Raw genomic sequence first — 17,309 nt, forward strand, 5'->3', positions numbered from 1 at the left:
ACTAGCCGGTATGCAATGAGGGATACTCACTTAGAACTGATACACCAGACCAACAGCAGTTACGTCGTCAGTGTTGATGTTCAACGCGTTATTATCTTTCAACAGGTTGATTTTATATTCTGCATAAGCAGACATGTTCTTGTTGAAGTAGTAAGTCACGCCAACGGCAACATACTTGAACAGATCAGTGTCGCCCACGTTGTTCTCGACATCTTTCGCGCGAGAAGACACATAGCCCAGTGAAGGACGCAGGCCGTTCAGGAACTGATACTGTGCAACGGCTTCAAAGTTAACCGCTTTGTTAGCGAAACCGCTGTTACCGATAGGCGTCGCATTCTGCGTTTCGCCATAGATGGTCGCCAGGTAAATCTGGTTAGCATCGTATTTCAGACCGGCTGCCCAGCTTTGTGCTTTATCGCCACGGCCGTAGGTCGCGGTGTTCTGTGCAGTTACGCGATCCAGATTAGCGTAAGAACCTACCAGGCTCAGACCAAAGTCAAAGTCATAAGACGTTGACAGCGCAAAGCCGTCACCATTCGAACGACGAACAGCCAGGTTGCTGGCGGTCGCGCTATCAGAGCGCTCGTTTTTGCCTTCATACTGCGCGGCAACGTTCCAGCCTTTCACCAGACCGAAGAAATCTTTGTTACGCCAGGTCAGCACACCGGTAGAACGGCCTGACAGGAACGCATCGGTGTAACCTGAATCACCACCAAAGTATGGCAGCATATCGGTGTAACCCAGCACGTCATACACCAGGCCGTAGTTACGGCCGTAGTCGATTGAACCGAACTGAGCAATTTTCAGACCCGCAAAGCCCAGACGGGTTTTGTTGCCTGAGTTGGCATCGCTGCCTTCAGAGTTGCTCAGGCTGTACTGGTATTGCCACTGACCATAGCCGGTCAGTTGGTCATTAATTTTGGTTTCGCCTTTAAAGCCCAGACGGGTATAGGAAGAAACTTCACCGTTTGCGCTGTCGTTATCAGAGAACAGATGCGAAACGTTGATTTTGCCGGTCAGGTCCAGCTTGTTGCCATCTTTGTTATAGATTTCGGCGGCCTGAGCCGAAGAAAGTCCCAGCAGTAAAGGCATCACTGCTGCCAGTAAGGAGCGCTTCATCATTTATAAATTTACCCTGTGATATTTTTTAATTGTGTCCCCGTAATCGGGGTGAAAAGAAAATGACACAAAAGGTTCAAGATCAACAGTGCAATATCTGTAACTAAATATTTCCGATTGGCTTTTTGTGTGATTTTTAATCTCAACTTCCATTATATGGGATTTTACATTGGATAAACTTATCCCATCATGCATCCATTAGTATGCGCATAAAATATTTATTATGTTGAAAATAAATGATTTATTGAAAATTAAAGAACAGTAAATAACCTTTTTAATATTTTGGTTAAATAGCACAAGCCTATGCTTTATTGTTCAATAACAAATATCGAAATCCACCTAATCATTAGCATGGTAATTATCAAGTTCACCACTTTGTGTCTTTTTATTTCCGCTTTGATAATAACCATAGTCACTAAATGTTATTTAGCTTTCGTTTAATAAACGTTGCTTAAAAGATATTCAATCTGTTCGCTGGATGTTAATAAAGATCACAACTCTGGCATTTAGCCTCTTGATAATATCTGCACAATGACCGCGCATACGTGCACCGAGATTGCACAAGCCGCCCTAAATTAGGGCGTTTAGCGCACCTTTCTGGCGAAATATTCCCTCTCCGATCACAAAAGCACTATTTCATTTTGTAATTGCATAAATCTGCTAAAGAAATCACTGCCACACTCACTCCATCAGACATCTATTCACTTTTTATGCAATTTAAGTGAATGGTGAGGTGTTTTAAGTTATTGATATTTCGTTACGTCAGGTGATTTATGCATTTTTTCGCTAGCTGGCACGCTTGCTGCACTCTACAGTAGAGCGGCAATACAACAGCTTTTAACAATTTTAAAACAAAAGCTTCACCTGAAGTGGAGCAGGAGAAATGGCTATGTCACTGCAAGTTTCACGTCACGATTTTGATCAATGGATGATGCCGGTATACGCCCCTGCGTCTTTTGTTCCGGTCCGTGCGGAAGGTTCAACACTCTGGGATCAACAAGGTAAGGATTACATCGACTTTGCAGGTGGCATTGCAGTGAATGCTTTAGGGCATGCGCATCCGGCGTTGCAGCAGGCACTGACAGATCAGGCAGGAAAACTGTGGCATACCGGCAATGGCTATACTAACGAACCTATTTTGCGTCTGGCTAAGCAACTCATTGACGCCACCTTCGCCGATCGCGTGTTCTTCTGTAACTCCGGGGCAGAAGCCAATGAGGCGGCACTAAAGCTGGCCCGTAAAGTCGCACACGATCGTTTTGGTGCAGAGAAAAATGGCATCGTAGCCTTCAATAATGCATTTCACGGACGCACGCTGTTTACGGTTTCAGCAGGTGGACAACCGGCTTACTCTCGTGATTTTGCACCGCTGCCGCCGGCCATTGAGCATGCCACCTTCAACGATCTGGCCTCCGCCGCAGCACTGATCAACGACCACACTTGTGCAGTTATTGTCGAACCTATTCAGGGTGAGGGCGGTGTGTTACCTGCCGATCCTGGTTTCCTGCGTGGCCTGCGTGAACTGTGCGACAAACATCAGGCAACCCTGATTTTTGATGAAGTGCAAAGCGGCGTAGGTCGTACCGGTTCGCTGTATGCCTACATGCATTATGGCGTGACGCCTGATGTCCTGACCACCGCCAAAGCGCTGGGTGGCGGCTTCCCGATTGGCGCGATGCTGACACGCGAAGACCTGGCATTGGTAATGGGCGTGGGCACCCATGGCACCACCTACGGCGGTAACCCGCTAGCGGGTGCGGTCGCGGGTAAAGTGATGGAGCTAATTAACCAACCCGATTTTATGGCGGGCGTGGCGCAGCGCCACCAGTGGTTTGTCGATGCTTTGCAGGAGATGAATCAGCGCCTGCCGATCTTTAAAGAAGTTCGCGGCCTCGGGCTATTGATTGGCGCCGTGCTGAATGAAGACTTTGCCGGGAAAGCGAAGCAGTTCAACCTGGCGGCGGCTGAAGAAGGCGTAATGGTGCTGATTGCCGGTGCTAACGTGGTGCGTTTCGCGCCAGCGCTGAACATCAGCGAAGCGGAAGTGAAAGAGGGACTGGCGCGCTTTGAACGTGCCTGCGCTCGCGTGCTCACAGGAGCCGCATCATGATGGTGATTCGCCCCGTCGAACGTGACGACCTTGCGCAGTTGCTGTCGCTGGCGGGCAAAACCGGGGGCGGCTTAACTTCGCTGCCCGCCGATAGCGATACACTGAAAGCGCGTATTGAGCGTTCTCTGCTCACCTGGCAGGGCGCGCTACCGCGTGCTGAACAAGGCTATGTGTTTGTGCTGGCCGACAGCGAAGACAATCGTGCTGTCGGCATCTGTGCTATTGAAGTGGCCGTGGGCCTGCAAGACCCGTGGTACAACTTCCGTGTGGGCACCCAGGTACACGCCTCGAAAGAGTTAAACGTCTACGCCAGCTTGCCAACGCTGTCGTTGAGTAACGATCACACCGGCAGCAGCGAGCTGTGCACGCTGTTCCTCGATCCCGATTATCGCGATGGCAAAAATGGCCATCTGCTGTCGAAATCCCGCTTTCTGTTTATGGCCAATTTCCGCGACCGCTTCATGAAGCATGTGGTGGCAGAGATGCGCGGTGTCAGTGATGACACCGGTCATTCCCCGTTCTGGGACAGCGTCGGCAGCCGTTTCTTCTCGATGGAGTTTCGTGAGGCCGATTTCCTCAGCGGCACCGGGCAGAAAGCTTTTATAGCCGAGCTGATGCCAAAACATCCGCTGTACATCCACTATCTCAGTGAAGCGGCGCAAAAAGTGATTGGCGAAGTGCATCCGAAAACAGCGCCCGCGCGCGCCGTGCTGGAAGCGGAAGGGTTTCGTTATCTCAATTACGTCGACATCTTTGACGGCGGCCCAACGCTGGAGTGCGAGATTGATCGCATTCGCGCCATTCGTAAAAGTCACCTGCTTCAGGCGGAAGCAGGGGAAGCGGATGAAAACTGGCCGCTGTGTCTGGTCGCCAACGGTGATTACCAGCATTTCCGCGTGGCGCTGCTGCCCGTCGATATGGCGAGCGGGAAAGTACGCATCAATGAACATCAGCGCACGGCGTTGCGCTGCGATTATGGCGATGCATTGCGTGTAGTCACGCTGTGCCGCGAGGAGAAAAAAGCATGACGCACTTCATTAATGGTCAATGGCTGACAGGCGGCGCGGAAGCGTTAACCAAACAAAACCCGGTGAACGGTGAAACGTTGTGGCAAGGTCGAGCCGCGACCGGCGCGCAGGTGGCGGCAGCTTGCGAGGCGGCACGCGCCGCCTTTCCCGCGTGGGCACGCAAGCCGTTTGCTGAACGTCAGGCGGTAGTGGAGGCCTTCGCCACATTACTCGAGAGCCACAAAACCGCTCTGGCAGAAACCATCGCCAAAGAAACCGGTAAGCCGCGCTGGGAGACCCTGACCGAAGTGCAGGCGATGATCAATAAAATCGCCATCTCGGTGAAAGCCTACCACACGCGTACCGGAGAGCAGGCCGACGGTGAAAGCTCGCTGCGCCATCGTCCGCATGGCGTGCTCGCAGTGTTTGGTCCTTACAATTTCCCCGGCCATCTGCCGAACGGTCATATCGTTCCTGCGTTGCTGGCGGGCAACTGCGTGGTGTTTAAACCGAGTGAACTCACGCCGATGACAGCGGAAAAAACCGTTGAGCTGTGGGAGCAAGCGGGTCTGCCCGCAGGCGTGATAGCGCTGTTGCAGGGCGCGCGCGAAACCGGCCAGGCGCTGGCGCATGAGCCACAAATTGATGGTCTGCTGTTTACCGGCAGCGCCGCAACAGGCTATCACCTGCACCGTCAGTTTGCCGGGCAGCCCGAGAAAATGCTGGCGCTGGAGATGGGCGGTAACAATGCGCTGATCGTTGAAGATCCTTCAGACCTTGATGGCGCGGTACACATTGCGATTCAGTCAGCTTTTATTACGGCTGGGCAGCGCTGTACCTGTGCACGTCGTCTGTTGGTGAAACGCGGAGCGGCAGGCGATGCCTTCCTGCAGCGTTTGGTGGAAGTGGCCGGACGTCTGCAACCTGGCGCCTGGAATGCTGAACCGCAACCCTTTATGGGCAGCGTGATTTCACCTACCGCCGCTGGACATATTCATGCGGCCTGGCAGCAGCGTATCGATCTGGGCGGCAAGGTGTTGCTGGCGATGCACTGGCCGGATCGCGACAGCGCCATTATCACTCCCGGCATCATTGAGATGACCGACGTGGCGAAACTGCCTGACGAAGAGGTGTTTGGTCCGCTGCTGCAGGTGATCCGTTACGATGAATACGATCAGGCGATTCGTATTGCCAACCAGACGCGTTACGGCTTGTCCTGCGGCTTGATTTCTCCGCAGCGCGAGCAGTTCGACCAGCTGCTGCTGGAGGCGCGTGCCGGGATTGTTAACTGGAATAAACCGTTAACCGGTGCCGCTAGCTCAGCGCCGTTTGGCGGTGTGGGGGCTTCCGGTAACCATCGCGCCAGCGCATGGTATGCAGCGGATTACTGCGCGTGGCCGATGGCATCTTTGGAGAGCCCAAGCCTGGCGTTGCCGGGCAGCTTATCGCCGGGACTCGATTTCTCCGCGGAAGGAGCTGAATAATGAAAGCGTTTGAAGCCAACTTTGATGGACTGGTCGGCCTGACGCACCATTACGCCGGGCTCTCCTTTGGTAATGAAGCCTCAACGCGCAATCAGCTGCAGCCTTCTAACCCGCGTCTGGCCGCGAAGCAGGGTCTGTTGAAAATGAAAGCGCTGGCGGACATGGGCTACGTGCAAGGGGTGATTCCGCCGCATGAGCGGCCGAATATCCCGCTACTGCGCCAGCTGGGTTTCGCTGGTACGGACGAACAGGTACTGGCGAAAGCCGCTCAGCAGGCACCGCAGCTATTGTCTGCGGCCAGTTCTGCCTCGGCAATGTGGGTGGCGAATGCCGCTACCGTATCGCCTTCAGCCGACAGCGCCGATGGCCGCGTACACTTCACCGTGGCCAACCTCAATAACAAGTTTCATCGCGCCATCGAAGCGCCGGAAACCGCTGACCTGCTGCGCGCCATTTTCCGCGATCCGCAGCACTTCAGTGTGCATGACGCTTTGCCGCAGGTGGCCCTGTTTGGCGATGAAGGTGCCGCTAACCACAACCGCTTTGGCGCCGAGTATGGTGATGCGGGTGTGCAGCTGTTTATTTATGGTCGTGATGGCCAACAGCAGGGCGCTGCACCGGCGCGTTATCCGGCACGTCAAACGCGAGAGGCCAGTGCCGCGGTGGCGCGTCTGCATCAACTCGACGACCAGCGCACGCTGTTTGCTCAGCAAAATCCGCTGGTGATCGATCAGGGCGTGTTCCACAACGATGTCATCGCCGTTAGCAACCAGCAGGTGCTGTTCTGCCATGAAGAAGCGTTTGTCGATCAGCCTGCGTTATTGCAACAGCTGGCGGCGCGCGTGCCCGGCTTCCAGCCTATTGTGGTGCCACGCGATCAAGTGTCAGTGGCGGACGCGGTGAATACCTATCTGTTTAACAGCCAGCTGTTGCAGCATCCTGAAGGTGGGATGCGACTGGTGCTGCCAGAAGAGTCACGCCAGCACGCGGGTGTATGGCGCTATTTGTCCGGGCTGGTGGAGAGCGGCGGACCGATTCGTGAACTCACGGTGTTCGACCTGCGTGAGAGCATGTGTAACGGCGGTGGACCAGCCTGTCTGCGTTTACGTGTGGTGCTGAATGAAGCAGAGCGCCAGGCTCTCAATCCAGCGGTACTGATGAATGATCGCCTGTTCACCACCCTGAACAGCTGGGTGGATCGCCACTACCGCGATCGCCTCACGCAAGCCGATTTGGCCGATCCGCAATTGCTGCGTGAAGGACGCACCGCGCTGGATGAGCTGACACAGCTGCTAGACTTAGGCAGTGTCTACGCATTTCAGCGTTAACCTCAGAGTGGAAGTAAAGCTTCTGAGTTGAAAAGGAGTCTACATGCAGGATTTTCTACAACAGACCCTATCAGGCAAGCCGCCCCAGCAGCGGCAGGGCAGCAACGCCCATTTGCAGTGGCAGTGGCATGACGAGGGCATTTTATCCCTGACACCACACGCGCCGACGCAGCAGGCATTGGTACTCTCGGCCGGCGTGCACGGCAACGAAACGGCGCCGGTTGAGATTCTTAACCTGTTGCTGACGCCACTGCTGCGGGGAGATCAGCCGTTAGCAGTGCGGTTGCTGGTGATACTAGGCAATCCAGAAGCGCTGCGCAGCGGCAAACGCTATCAGCAATATGATATTAACCGTTTGTTCGGTGGGCGCTGGCAGAAGGTGCCCGACTTACCTGAAGCCCAGCGTACGCTGCAACTGGAGCAAGCGCTTGAGCGGTTTTGGCATGAGTGTCGCGATCATGAAGTGCGCTGGCATCTCGATCTGCATACCGCGATTCGCGGTTCGTACCATGCGCGCTTCGGCGTGATGCCGCTGAATCCTCAGCCGTGGCCGGACGATTTTCTGCACTGGCTGGCGGCGGCAGAGCTGGAAGCATTGGTGTTTCATCGTTCACCAGGAGGCACCTTTACCCACTACAGCTGTGAGCATCACGATGCGGCCAGCTGCACGCTGGAGCTGGGGAAGGCGCTGCCGTTTGGTGAAAACGATCTCAGCCAATTCGCGGCGGTGCAGTTGGCGCTGGCGGCATTGCTGTACGGTGAGCCATTGCCAGAAGTGCGGGAACAGCCGCGGCACTATCGCGTGGCACAGCAGATTACCCGTCACAGTGACGAGTTTGTCCTGCACATGGGGCCAGAAACCCTGAACTTTACCGCGTTTCCGCAGGGCACGTTGCTGGCAGAAGAGGGTGAGACGCGCTATTACGTGCAACAGGCACGCGAATATGTGCTGTTTCCCAATCCTCATGTTGCCGCTGGCCTGCGTGCTGGCTTGATGCTGGTGGAAGAGAACGCGCAAACGCAGGCGCTGACGTTATAAATAAAAATGGGTGAATGAAATTCGCCCATTTTTCCCTTCCGCAAAACCGACAATACCGTTACACTCCTCCTTAATTCCTGCGCATTTCCCTTTGATTGTCATACTCTTTTGCAATTCCTCACGCATTTCTTCTCTTTCTCTCCATGATTGCCTGATTACTGTCTTTTATGCTTTCAGGGCTTTACTCAGACTCTGAGTAGTTGACGTTAGGCGTCGTATGCTTGTTTCCGAAGACGCGACACACCTTGTCGTCATGAAACTGAATAGTAAGGACAAATATTATGCGTAAACTCACTTCCCTGTTCCTGGCTACTGCAATGGCTCTTGGTGCTGCCAACATCGTCCACGCTGCAGCGGACAATCTGACACCACCGCCAGCAGGTAGCGAAAAACCAATGCACAAGCCGCCAATGCGTCATCACGGTATGGAGATGATGTTCAAAGGCCTGAATTTGACGGATGCGCAGAAAGCGCAGATCAAAACCATCATGCGTGACAGCCATAAAGAGATGAAACGTCCATCTCTGGAAGAGCGCCGTGCGGACCACAGCATCATCGCTTCAGATACTTTCGATAAAGCGAAAGCCGAAGCGCAGGCTGAGAAAATGACCGCCAACGCAAAAGATCGTGCGGTGAGCATGATGGAAACGCAGAACAAGATTTACAACGTGCTGACGCCTGAACAGAAAAAACAGTACAACGCCAACTTTGAGAAACGTCTGACAGAGAAAGGCCCGCATGACGGTAAAATGCCGCCACCGCCGGCTGATGGTGAATAAGCCGTTTAGCTAATCGGTTTGAGACCGCCGACGCTGTCCACTGCATCTGATGCTTTGGGCAGCGTCGGCGGTTTTGTTTTAGAGTTCAATCAGTGGGAAAACCCCGGAAAGCAGCGGGCGGCACAAAATTTTATAGCCGTCATGATCAAAACCCTGACGTGCGCGCTGCAGTTGGCGAGCCTCCACTTCGGTGGTAACCGAACCGAGCCAGAACCAGTGATCAATGACGTGAATCTGCGTCATCGCCGTTCCCACTTCTACCATGCCAACCGGGCCTTGCCACGGCCAGCACACCACACGCATCTGTTCCAGCGCCTCATGCAAGCGTTGCTGATGGGCTTCAATGGATTCATTGCCACAACACGCCCCAGCGCAGCGTTTTAGCGCGGCGCGAAAACAGCCGCGTCCCGGCGTTAAACGCTCTAATCCCAGCAATCCATGGCACAGGCGCTGTTCATCGGCAATCGTCTTGAGTTTTTCCATGGCCGCAAAGCGACTGCGAAACAAACCGTAGAGGTTGGGTGAGCACGAGAAGTCGAGATCTTTGGCGTACACGACCTGCGGAGCGCCATCGCCAAGCTGCAAAGAACAAAGCTGACGATTTTTGCGCAGGCGCTTATTAAACAGCGGCTGCTGCGTTTTGATCATCTGCGCTTCCAGCAATTGCGCACCAAGATCGCCAGCGGTAGGGATCCAGGTCACGCGCCGTGCCTGACGCAACATACTGGCTTCATCCGGGGTGCGAAAATGCGACATCACCCGACTGCGCAGGTTGACGCTTTTGCCGATATACAGCGGCAGGTTATCGCTGTCACCGTGAAAGGTATAAACGCCAGGCTGATTGGGTAACCCTTCCAGCCACTGACGTAAATGTTCGGGATATTGATAAATCGCGGCCGCATCAAATTCGAGGCGGTGGCTGGCTGCACGTCTGACCAAAACTCACTCCGATTACTGGTTGTCTGTCCAGTATATCAGCGTGATGCTTTTCTCGCCAGTCAGCGGCAGAAGGAGGGCGTTTCCCGCGATAGCGGCGGGAAACGTAGAGAAGTTACTTTTTCCAGAAATCATCGAACACGGTAATCGGCGGGCGACGTTTGTGTTCGGTTTTCAGATACCAGCCTTCAATGGTTTTCGCGGCGGCGGCATCGATGGTTTTGCCTTCCAGATAAGTGTCAATCTGTTGATAGGTAACGCCAAGCGCCACTTCGTCCTGCAAGCCAGGACGATCGTCTTCCAGATCGGCAGTAGGATGCTTCAGATACAGGTGTTCCGGGCAGCCGAGGGTTTTTAACAGCTGTTTGCCCTGGCCTTTGTGCAGGCGGAAAATCGGGTTGATATCGCTGCCGCCGTCACCGTATTTGGTGAAGAAACCGGTCACGGCTTCGGCCGCATGGTCGGTGCCCACCACCACGCCTTTGGTCATGCCGGCGATGCTGTATTGTGCCTTCATACGCTCACGCGCTTTCTCGTTGCCGCGCACGAAATCGGAAACCACGATGCCCGCTTCTTTCAACGCGCGCTCGCTGGCGAGAATTGCTTCCTTGATATTCACGACCAACGTGCAATCCGGCTGGATAAACGCCAGCGCATCCTGACAATCCTGTTCATCGGCCTGCACGCCATACGGCAGGCGCACGGCGATAAAGGTGTAATCCTTATCGCCGGTCTCGTCACGCAACTCGCGAATGGCGGTTTGAGACAGAATGCCGGTTAGCGTGGAGTCCTGTCCGCCGCTGATACCGAGCACCAGGGTTTTCAGGAATGGATTGGCTTTCAGGTAGGATTTCAGAAAATCGACGCTGACGCGGACTTCCTGTTGCGGATCGATAACGGGTTTCACACCCAACGCTTCAATGATTTCCTGCTGCAGTGACATGAACCTCTCCTCAAGTCAGTAGCCTGACGGCACAATGCGAATCATCTGCTAAAGCTAACGCCTCCGCTGGCAAACAACAAGCCGCACGGCTTGTTGTCGCACTTATTTGCAGGCTTTTCAGGCGCTTTTCGGTTTTTGTGCCAACAGGATGAACATCAAAATTGCCAGCATAAAGCAGCCAAAGATGGTGCCCGTCATGCTCGCCACCGAAGTACCGCCCAGCCCGGTCACTGGCACAGCTATGGCGCCTAAGGTGAACATAGTGACGCCTATCACCGCCGAGGCGCTGCCCGCACGATGTCCCTGACTCTGCATCGCCAGAGACGAAGCCGTGGTCGCAATCACACCGTTGCTGGCGATGGTGAAGAACAGTGCCAGCAGAATAATCGGCAGTGGCGCACCAGTCAGGCCGGCTAATAGCAGGCAACTCGACGCGACAAACGCCAGCGTCAGCCCGCCTTTCAGAACACGATATTCACCCCACAGCGGGCACAAACGTGCACTGGTTTGCGATGCAATAATCAGGCCGAAGCCATTGGCGGCGAAGCAGAAACTAAACGCCTGCGGTGACAGACCATAGATTTGCTGTAACACAAACGGGGAAGCGCCAATGTAGGCAAACATCCCGGACATCATAAAGCCCTGCGTCAGGCAGAAGCCCATAAATGGACGATGGGTGATCACCTGGCCGAGAGCCGCCCAGGCGGAAAAGATCGAGCCCTGGCTGCGACGTTCGGCGGGCAGCGTTTCGTGCAGTTTCCAGCGCGCGAGGAAGATTAGCAGTACGGCGATACAACCGAGCACCACAAAAATGCCGCGCCAGTTCAGCACCGTCATTAACACGCCGCCAAGCACCGGCGCACCAATCGGCGCCAGACCATTTACCAGCATCAATAGGGCAAAGAAACGCGTCAGTTCATGGCCACTGTACATATCGCGCGCGATGGCGCGTGACAATACCGCACCGCCAGCGCCCGCCAGGCCTTCAAACAAGCGTGCTACCAGCAGCGAGTGAATGTCTTTTGCCAGCGCGCAGCCAATGGAAGCGATAAACAACAGCACCAGTGACAGCATCAGGGGGCGAATACGGCCAAATTTGTCGCTCATCGGGCCAAACAGCAATTGTCCTGCGCCGAGCCCCAGCAAACCTGCGGTTAAACTCAACTGCGCGGTGGCGGTTTCGGTGTGCAGATCGCGCGCCAGTTCAGGTAAGGCGGGCAGATACAGGTCGATGCAGAGCGGCCCAAGTGCCGCAAGCAGGCCCAGCGTAATGGCGTAAACCAGCCGATTTGAGTGTGCAGGTGTCATTGATCCTCTGTCTTATTGATGTCTTGAGATTTTTTTGCCGGGGGATTATACGAAGCGTGAAGCGGCAACATAGCAACTTTACGAAAAACTAACGTTTCAGAAATTGCCTAAAACATTGCCATTGATTTGATTAATCTGGATTTATGTTCCAGGCTTAGTGTGACATGGACAAAGTATGAGGAATATAAAGATGAATAAAGTGCTGGGATGTATCGCTGCCGCTGTGACGCTGGTAGCCCTGTCTGGTTGTACGACTTATGACAAAGCCGAAAGCTACGTGACTAAGCCGGTGGTTAAGGATGTGAAAAAAGGTATGACGCGCGATCAGGTTCGCCAGATTGCAGGTGCGCCATCAACTGAAATCACCATGGTACATGCCCGTGGTACTTGCCAGACATACGTGATTGGCGAGCGTGATGGTAAATCACAGACCTACTTTGTCAGCTATAACGATGTGGGCCGCGTAATGAACTACGGCTTCCAGAGCTGTAAAGACTACGATACCGATCCGCAAGCTGCGCAGTAATTCTTACCGAATGCAAAAAGGCCCGTCAATGACGGGCCTTTTTTCGTTTAACGCTTACAGTCCGTAAGGGCGGGGCACTTCAACATAATTGCCGCCCATCTCACGCTGATAATAGTGACCTTCCTGCACGTAATAGCGTTTTCCGTTGAAATCCAGTACGCGCATCCCGCCTTCTGGCGGCGCCTCAGGCGACTGGACCACCACGTAGGTATCGCCCTGACGCTGGTAGTAGTTGCCATTCAGCATGTAATAGGTGAGACCGCCTATCAGTACCGCTGTCGCCGCTTCAGGTAAGAAGCGCAGCGGACCAGGACCGCCCCAACGTGGGCCACCACCCCAATGTGGACCTGGGCCGGGGCCCCAGCCGTAAGGGTGGGCAAAACTAATGGCGGGCGTTAATAAGGTTAACGCCAGCACCGAGGCGATAACGTGTTTCATCGTTGATTCTCCTGCTATGACTGATAGCAGAATTAGCCTTCTGATGAGAAAACTCAAGAGAAAAGTGGCTGATTTTTCGTCTGTTTACCATGCTTAACGCTTTCCTGACGCTAGCGCCACGATCGGGGATAATTGCAGAGTTTTAGCCATAAAAAAACGGCAGGCGATTAGGCCTGCCGTTGTTCAGTTGCGTCGGAATTAACGATGCGCCAGTTCGGCGTGCTCGTCACTCTCCAGCACTTTTTTGTCAGTCAAACCGAGCCAGCGGCTGGTGAGTGAACCGGCCGTCATCGAACCATTGACGTTCAATGCGGTACGGCCCATATCGATCAGCGGCTCGATGGAGATCAGCAGCGCAACCAGCGTTACCGGTAAGCCCATCGCAGGCAGCACAATCAGCGCTGCGAATGTGGCCCCGCCGCCAACACCGGCAACACCCGCAGAGCTCAGCGTGACGATACCGACCAGCGTGGCAATCCACATCGGATCAAACGGGTTGATGCCGACCGTTGGCGCGACCATCACCGCCAGCATGGTTGGATACAAACCAGCACAACCGTTCTGACCAATGGTGGCACCGAAGGAAGCCGAGAAGCTGGCAATTGATTCCGGCACACCAAGACGGCGCGTCTGCGTTTCCACGTTCAGCGGAATACTGGCTGCACTGGAACGGCTGGTGAAAGCGAAGGTGATCACCGGCCATACTTTACGGAAGAAGCGCATCGGGTTGATGCCGTTCACCGACAGCAGCAGGGCATGCACGCCAAACATAATCGCCAGACCGAGATAAGAGGCGACCACGAAACCGCCCAGCTTGATGATGTCCTGCAGGTTAGAGCCCGCGACCACTTTGGTCATCAGCGCCAGCACGCCGTAAGGCGTCAGCTTCATGATCAAACGTACCAGCTTCATCACCCAGGACTGCAGAGTGTCAATCGCCACCAGCACGCGCTCGCCTTTGACTTTGTCATCCTTCAACAGTTGCAGTGCAGCGACACCAAGGAAGGCGGCGAAAATCACCACGCTGATGATTGAGGTGGGGTTAGCGCCCGCCATATCAGCAAATGGATTTTTCGGGATAAAGGAGAGCAGCAACTGCGGCGTGCTGAGATCTGCAACCTTGCCAACATAGTTGCTTTGTATCGCGCTCAGGCGTGCGGTTTCCTGGACACCCTGCACCAGACCTTCCGCGCTCAGGCCAAACAGACCGGTGACTATCACACCCACCAGCGCCGAAATAGCGGTAGTGAACAGCAATACGCCAATGGTCAGCACGCTGATTTTGCCGAGTGAAGAGGCATTATGCAGACGTGCCACCGCGCTCAGGATCGAGGCAAATACCAGCGGCATCACAATCATCTGCAGCAGCTGGACATAACCATTGCCGACGATGTTGAACCAGCCAATCGAGGCCTTCACCACCGGGCTGTTTTCGCCATAAATGGTTTGCAGCGCCAGGCCGAACAATACGCCAATCACCAAACCGGTCAGCACGCGCTTCGACAGGCTCCAGCTTTGATTGCCAATGCGATTCAACAGAATCAGCAACGCAACGAAGGCGACGATATTAATAATGAGGGGAAAATCCATACTCGACTCCAGAGATGTGCCGCGTAGCAGGTTTGGCTGGCGCGGAAAACAGTAAGTTCCCGTCAGGGAATGTCAGGAATGTTACCAGTTCAGGAAAGTGCAGGCTTATACTCAAAAGGAATGGTTTATAACTTTATTGATTGATTTGCCTGGTTATTGACCGCTTTGGCCATTAACTAATCGACCGACACCATTTTGCAGCGTATTAAACAGTTGCTCGGGCCAACCGTTGGCACCAAAAGAGGGCATGCCAGCCGGAAACCACAGTGCGTAGCCGACCAATGCGAGGCAAAGTGCACGTTCCAGCTGATTGCCTTTTTGGCTGTTGAGCAGTGGCAAACGGAAACGCCAGCGGCACGGCCAGAGCAAGGGAACGCCTGCGGGAGTCAACATGTCGGCGACGATGTGGCTGAGATAGCCCAACGTCATCCCCTGCAGAACATCGGCAGGCAGGAACCAGTCCGCCGGGACGTTGATCTGGAACAGCCACAGGCTGATCGCCACCGCCAGCAAGCTGTGGGTAAACCCGCGATGGCCAAAGGCGCGGGCAATAGGTTGCGAGATCCATCTCAGGCGCTGACCCAACACGGATTTAGGATGGTCGATATCGGGCAGCAGACAGGTCAACAGCGCAGCAGGCACGAGATGCCACCAGTCGGCGCTGGCCATCACTGGCGTCAGCTCCGCACGCTTGGCAAAAATCGCGCTGGCAATGGCAAAAATGATATGGCCTTCGGCCGTCATGATGAAACCTGGCTGCAAAAACTGTCGATGCATCCAGTATAGGGATTTATCCAGTGAAATAGAACGGTGACGCTGTAACGAAGCGTTAATATTTTTCACTTTCCCGCGTCATAATGACGCGGGAAAAGAACAGGTTAGCGTGCTAACCATCCGCCATCGACGGCGAGCGTGTAGCCATGAACATAATTCGCCGCGTCAGAAGCCAGGAAAACAACTGGACCCATCATGTCATCCGGAATACCCCAGCGGCAGGCAGGGATACGCCCGAGGATCTCTTCGTTGCGCGACTCATCATTGCGCAGTTGTTCGGTGTTATTGGTCGCCATATAGCCGGGAGCGATGGCATTAACATTAATGCCGTGTTTTGCCCACTCATTTGCCATCAGACGCGTTAATCCCATCACCGCACTTTTCGACGCCGTATAGGAAGGCACGCGTATTCCGCCCTGGAAGGAGAGCATCGAGGCGATATTGATAATCTTGCCGCCGTTGCCCTGAGCGATAAACTGGCGCGCCACCTGCTGAGACAGGAAGAACAGGCTTTTGCTGTTGATGTTCATCACATCATCCCAATCCTGCTCGCTGAAGTTGAGGGCATCCTCACGGCGGATGATGCCTGCGTTATTCACCAGAATATCGATGCGCCCAGCCAGAGCAACGGCTTGTTCAACAATCTGCGGCACCCCTGATGGCTGAGTCAGATCGGCTTGAATCGACCAAAAGCGGCGACCAAGGGCTTCGACTTTAGCCTGGGTATCGGCAGGTCCGGCGCGGTTAACGCCGATGATGTCGCAGCCCGCTTGCGCCAGTCCTAATGCCATCCCCTGACCTAAACCTGTGTTGCAGCCGGTCACCAGCGCAATTTTGCCTTCCAGATTAAATGCGTTAAGGATCATCTTTCGCTCCTGTTAGCGCAGCGCGCTGATGCTGACGTGGTCCATGTCATCGAATACCTGATTTTCACCCACCATGCCCCAGATAAAGGTATAGCGCTGTGTGCCCACTCCGGCATGAATCGACCAGCTCGGCGAAATCACCGCCTGCTCGTTGTGCACCAGCAAATGGCGCGTCTCCTGCGGTTGGCCCATCATGTGGAAGACGGCACTGTCATCCGCCATATCAAAGTAAAAGTACACTTCCATTCGACGTTCATGGGTATGGCACGGCATGGTGTTCCACAGATTGCCGTCATCAAGGCGCGTCAGTCCCATGGTGAGCTGGCAGGTGGGTAACACATCCGGCACGATAAATTTATTAATGGTGCGACGGTTTGAGGTCGCGGCATCGCCCAGCGTGGCTTTGACCGCATCTTCTAAGGTGACCTTTTTATCTGGATAACGGGTGTGTGCCGGTGCGCTGTTGTAGTAAAACTTCGCTGGTTGGCTGGCGTCGCTGCTGCGGAAAACCACGCTTTTAGCACCCTGGCCCACATACAGCGCCTCCTGATGGCCCACCTCCCAGGTTTTTCCATCGACGTCAATTAAGCCCGGCCCGCCAATATTGATCACCCCCAGTTCACGGCGTTCGAGAAAATAGCTGACGCCCAATTGCTTGCCGACTTCCTCGCCAATCGTCACCGACTGTTGCACGGGCATAACGCCGCCAATGATGATGCGGTCAATGTGGCTGTAGGTCAGGGTGTAGTTGTCGGCGTCAAAAATTTTTTCGATCAAAAATTCGCGACGTAATCCGGCAGTGTCCAGATTTTTTGCATGCTCAGTATGAATGCTTTGACGAACGTCCATCTCAGACCTCTCAAAGTTAAAGGAAGTGTCCCGAAGTGGGTCTTTGGGCATCTTAGGCAGGATGGGATGTGAATTCAATAAAAATGAAACGTTGTTTTATTTATTTGCGTGAGCGATCAAATATGCGGTGATGTTGCCGTAGTGAGCGTTTGGGAATAATGCAAAGCGTTGCCCAGAGGCGGGCAACGAGAGTGGATGAGCTGTGTCCTGACC

Annotated in this window: 17 protein-coding genes; 7 read left to right on the forward strand and 10 right to left on the reverse strand. The window is 54.2% G+C overall.

Annotation, left to right across the window (positions count from 1 at the left end):
- Positions 1–30 precede the first annotated feature (30 nt).
- Positions 31–1,122: a porin gene (locus ACXI0A_RS10190; RefSeq protein ID WP_320442522.1), complete on the reverse strand. Its 1,092-nt coding sequence runs from the start codon at positions 1,120–1,122 to the stop codon at positions 31–33.
- A gap of 886 nt (positions 1,123–2,008) precedes the next feature.
- Between ACXI0A_RS10190 and ACXI0A_RS10195 the strand changes: the two genes are divergently transcribed.
- From ACXI0A_RS10195 to astE, 5 genes are read left to right on the forward strand one after another with little or no spacing between them, the layout of a single operon-like run.
- On the forward strand, positions 2,009–3,229 hold the full coding sequence (locus tag ACXI0A_RS10195; protein WP_224928942.1) for an aspartate aminotransferase family protein: 1,221 nt from the start codon (positions 2,009–2,011) through the stop codon (positions 3,227–3,229).
- Positions 3,226–4,257 (forward strand): arginine N-succinyltransferase, encoded by a 1,032-nt coding sequence (gene astA / locus ACXI0A_RS10200; RefSeq protein ID WP_476149058.1) that lies wholly within the window; start codon positions 3,226–3,228, stop codon positions 4,255–4,257. The genes ACXI0A_RS10195 and astA overlap by 4 nt, the downstream gene beginning before the upstream one ends.
- Positions 4,254–5,720, forward strand: coding sequence for a succinylglutamate-semialdehyde dehydrogenase (gene astD, locus ACXI0A_RS10205; RefSeq protein ID WP_476149057.1), 1,467 nt, complete (start codon positions 4,254–4,256; stop codon positions 5,718–5,720). The genes astA and astD overlap by 4 nt, the downstream gene beginning before the upstream one ends.
- Positions 5,720–7,048 (forward strand): N-succinylarginine dihydrolase, encoded by a 1,329-nt coding sequence (gene astB, locus ACXI0A_RS10210; protein WP_476149056.1) that lies wholly within the window; start codon positions 5,720–5,722, stop codon positions 7,046–7,048. Before astD ends, astB begins: the two co-directional genes overlap by 1 nt.
- 43 nt (positions 7,049–7,091) lie before the next feature.
- A complete protein-coding gene (gene astE, locus ACXI0A_RS10215; RefSeq protein ID WP_476149054.1) occupies positions 7,092–8,087 on the forward strand; it encodes a succinylglutamate desuccinylase in 996 nt (331 codons plus the stop codon).
- Here astE and ACXI0A_RS10220 read toward each other — a convergent pair.
- The gene (locus tag ACXI0A_RS10220) at positions 8,082–8,213 is read right to left on the reverse strand and encodes a hypothetical protein (protein ID WP_476149052.1); all 132 of its coding nucleotides are present in this window, start codon (positions 8,211–8,213) and stop codon (positions 8,082–8,084) included. The two genes, astE and ACXI0A_RS10220, sit on opposite strands and share 6 nt — an antisense overlap.
- A 155-nt stretch (positions 8,214–8,368) precedes the next feature.
- On the opposite strand from ACXI0A_RS10220, the gene spy reads away from it, so the two are divergent.
- Positions 8,369–8,866: an ATP-independent periplasmic protein-refolding chaperone Spy gene (spy, locus tag ACXI0A_RS10225; protein WP_224928929.1), complete on the forward strand. Its 498-nt coding sequence runs from the start codon at positions 8,369–8,371 to the stop codon at positions 8,864–8,866.
- Between the two features lie 78 nt (positions 8,867–8,944).
- On the opposite strand, the gene cho is transcribed toward spy, so the two are convergent.
- The 3 genes from cho to ACXI0A_RS10240 all read right to left on the reverse strand — a co-directional run bounded on the left by cho (position 8,945) and on the right by ACXI0A_RS10240 (position 12,053).
- Positions 8,945–9,805, reverse strand: coding sequence for an excinuclease Cho (cho, locus tag ACXI0A_RS10230; RefSeq protein ID WP_476149050.1), 861 nt, complete (start codon positions 9,803–9,805; stop codon positions 8,945–8,947).
- Positions 9,806–9,917: 112 nt separating this feature from the next.
- Entirely contained in the window at positions 9,918–10,745 is an 828-nt protein-coding gene (gene nadE, locus ACXI0A_RS10235) for an ammonia-dependent NAD(+) synthetase (RefSeq protein WP_476149049.1), read from the reverse strand.
- A gap of 117 nt (positions 10,746–10,862) precedes the next feature.
- Positions 10,863–12,053, reverse strand: coding sequence for a multidrug effflux MFS transporter (locus ACXI0A_RS10240; protein WP_224928921.1), 1,191 nt, complete (start codon positions 12,051–12,053; stop codon positions 10,863–10,865).
- Positions 12,054–12,243: 190 nt separating this feature from the next.
- Between ACXI0A_RS10240 and osmE the strand changes: the two genes are divergently transcribed.
- The gene (gene osmE, locus ACXI0A_RS10245; protein WP_476149046.1) at positions 12,244–12,579 is read left to right on the forward strand and encodes an osmotically-inducible lipoprotein OsmE; all 336 of its coding nucleotides are present in this window, start codon (positions 12,244–12,246) and stop codon (positions 12,577–12,579) included.
- 54 nt (positions 12,580–12,633) lie between these two features.
- Here the strand turns inward: osmE and ACXI0A_RS10250 are convergent, their stop codons facing one another.
- From ACXI0A_RS10250 to kduI, 5 genes are all read right to left on the reverse strand, one after another.
- Positions 12,634–13,017: a DUF6515 family protein gene (locus ACXI0A_RS10250; protein ID WP_224928914.1), complete on the reverse strand. Its 384-nt coding sequence runs from the start codon at positions 13,015–13,017 to the stop codon at positions 12,634–12,636.
- Positions 13,018–13,215: 198 nt separating this feature from the next.
- On the reverse strand, positions 13,216–14,607 hold the full coding sequence (locus tag ACXI0A_RS10255) for a cation:dicarboxylate symporter family transporter (RefSeq protein WP_476149045.1): 1,392 nt from the start codon (positions 14,605–14,607) through the stop codon (positions 13,216–13,218).
- 153 nt (positions 14,608–14,760) lie between these two features.
- Positions 14,761–15,351 carry a metal-dependent hydrolase gene (locus ACXI0A_RS10260; RefSeq protein ID WP_200571592.1) on the reverse strand — a complete coding sequence of 197 codons (591 nt, stop codon included), beginning with the start codon at positions 15,349–15,351 and terminating at the stop codon, positions 14,761–14,763.
- 134 nt (positions 15,352–15,485) lie between these two features.
- Positions 15,486–16,247, reverse strand: coding sequence for a 2-dehydro-3-deoxy-D-gluconate 5-dehydrogenase KduD (gene kduD, locus ACXI0A_RS10265; protein WP_476149043.1), 762 nt, complete (start codon positions 16,245–16,247; stop codon positions 15,486–15,488).
- 12 nt (positions 16,248–16,259) lie between these two features.
- Positions 16,260–17,096 carry a 5-dehydro-4-deoxy-D-glucuronate isomerase gene (gene kduI / locus ACXI0A_RS10270; protein ID WP_476149041.1) on the reverse strand — a complete coding sequence of 279 codons (837 nt, stop codon included), beginning with the start codon at positions 17,094–17,096 and terminating at the stop codon, positions 16,260–16,262.
- Positions 17,097–17,309: the final 213 nt, after the last annotated feature.

The sequence above is a fragment of the Pantoea sp. C1E2 genome (assembly GCF_056491465.1).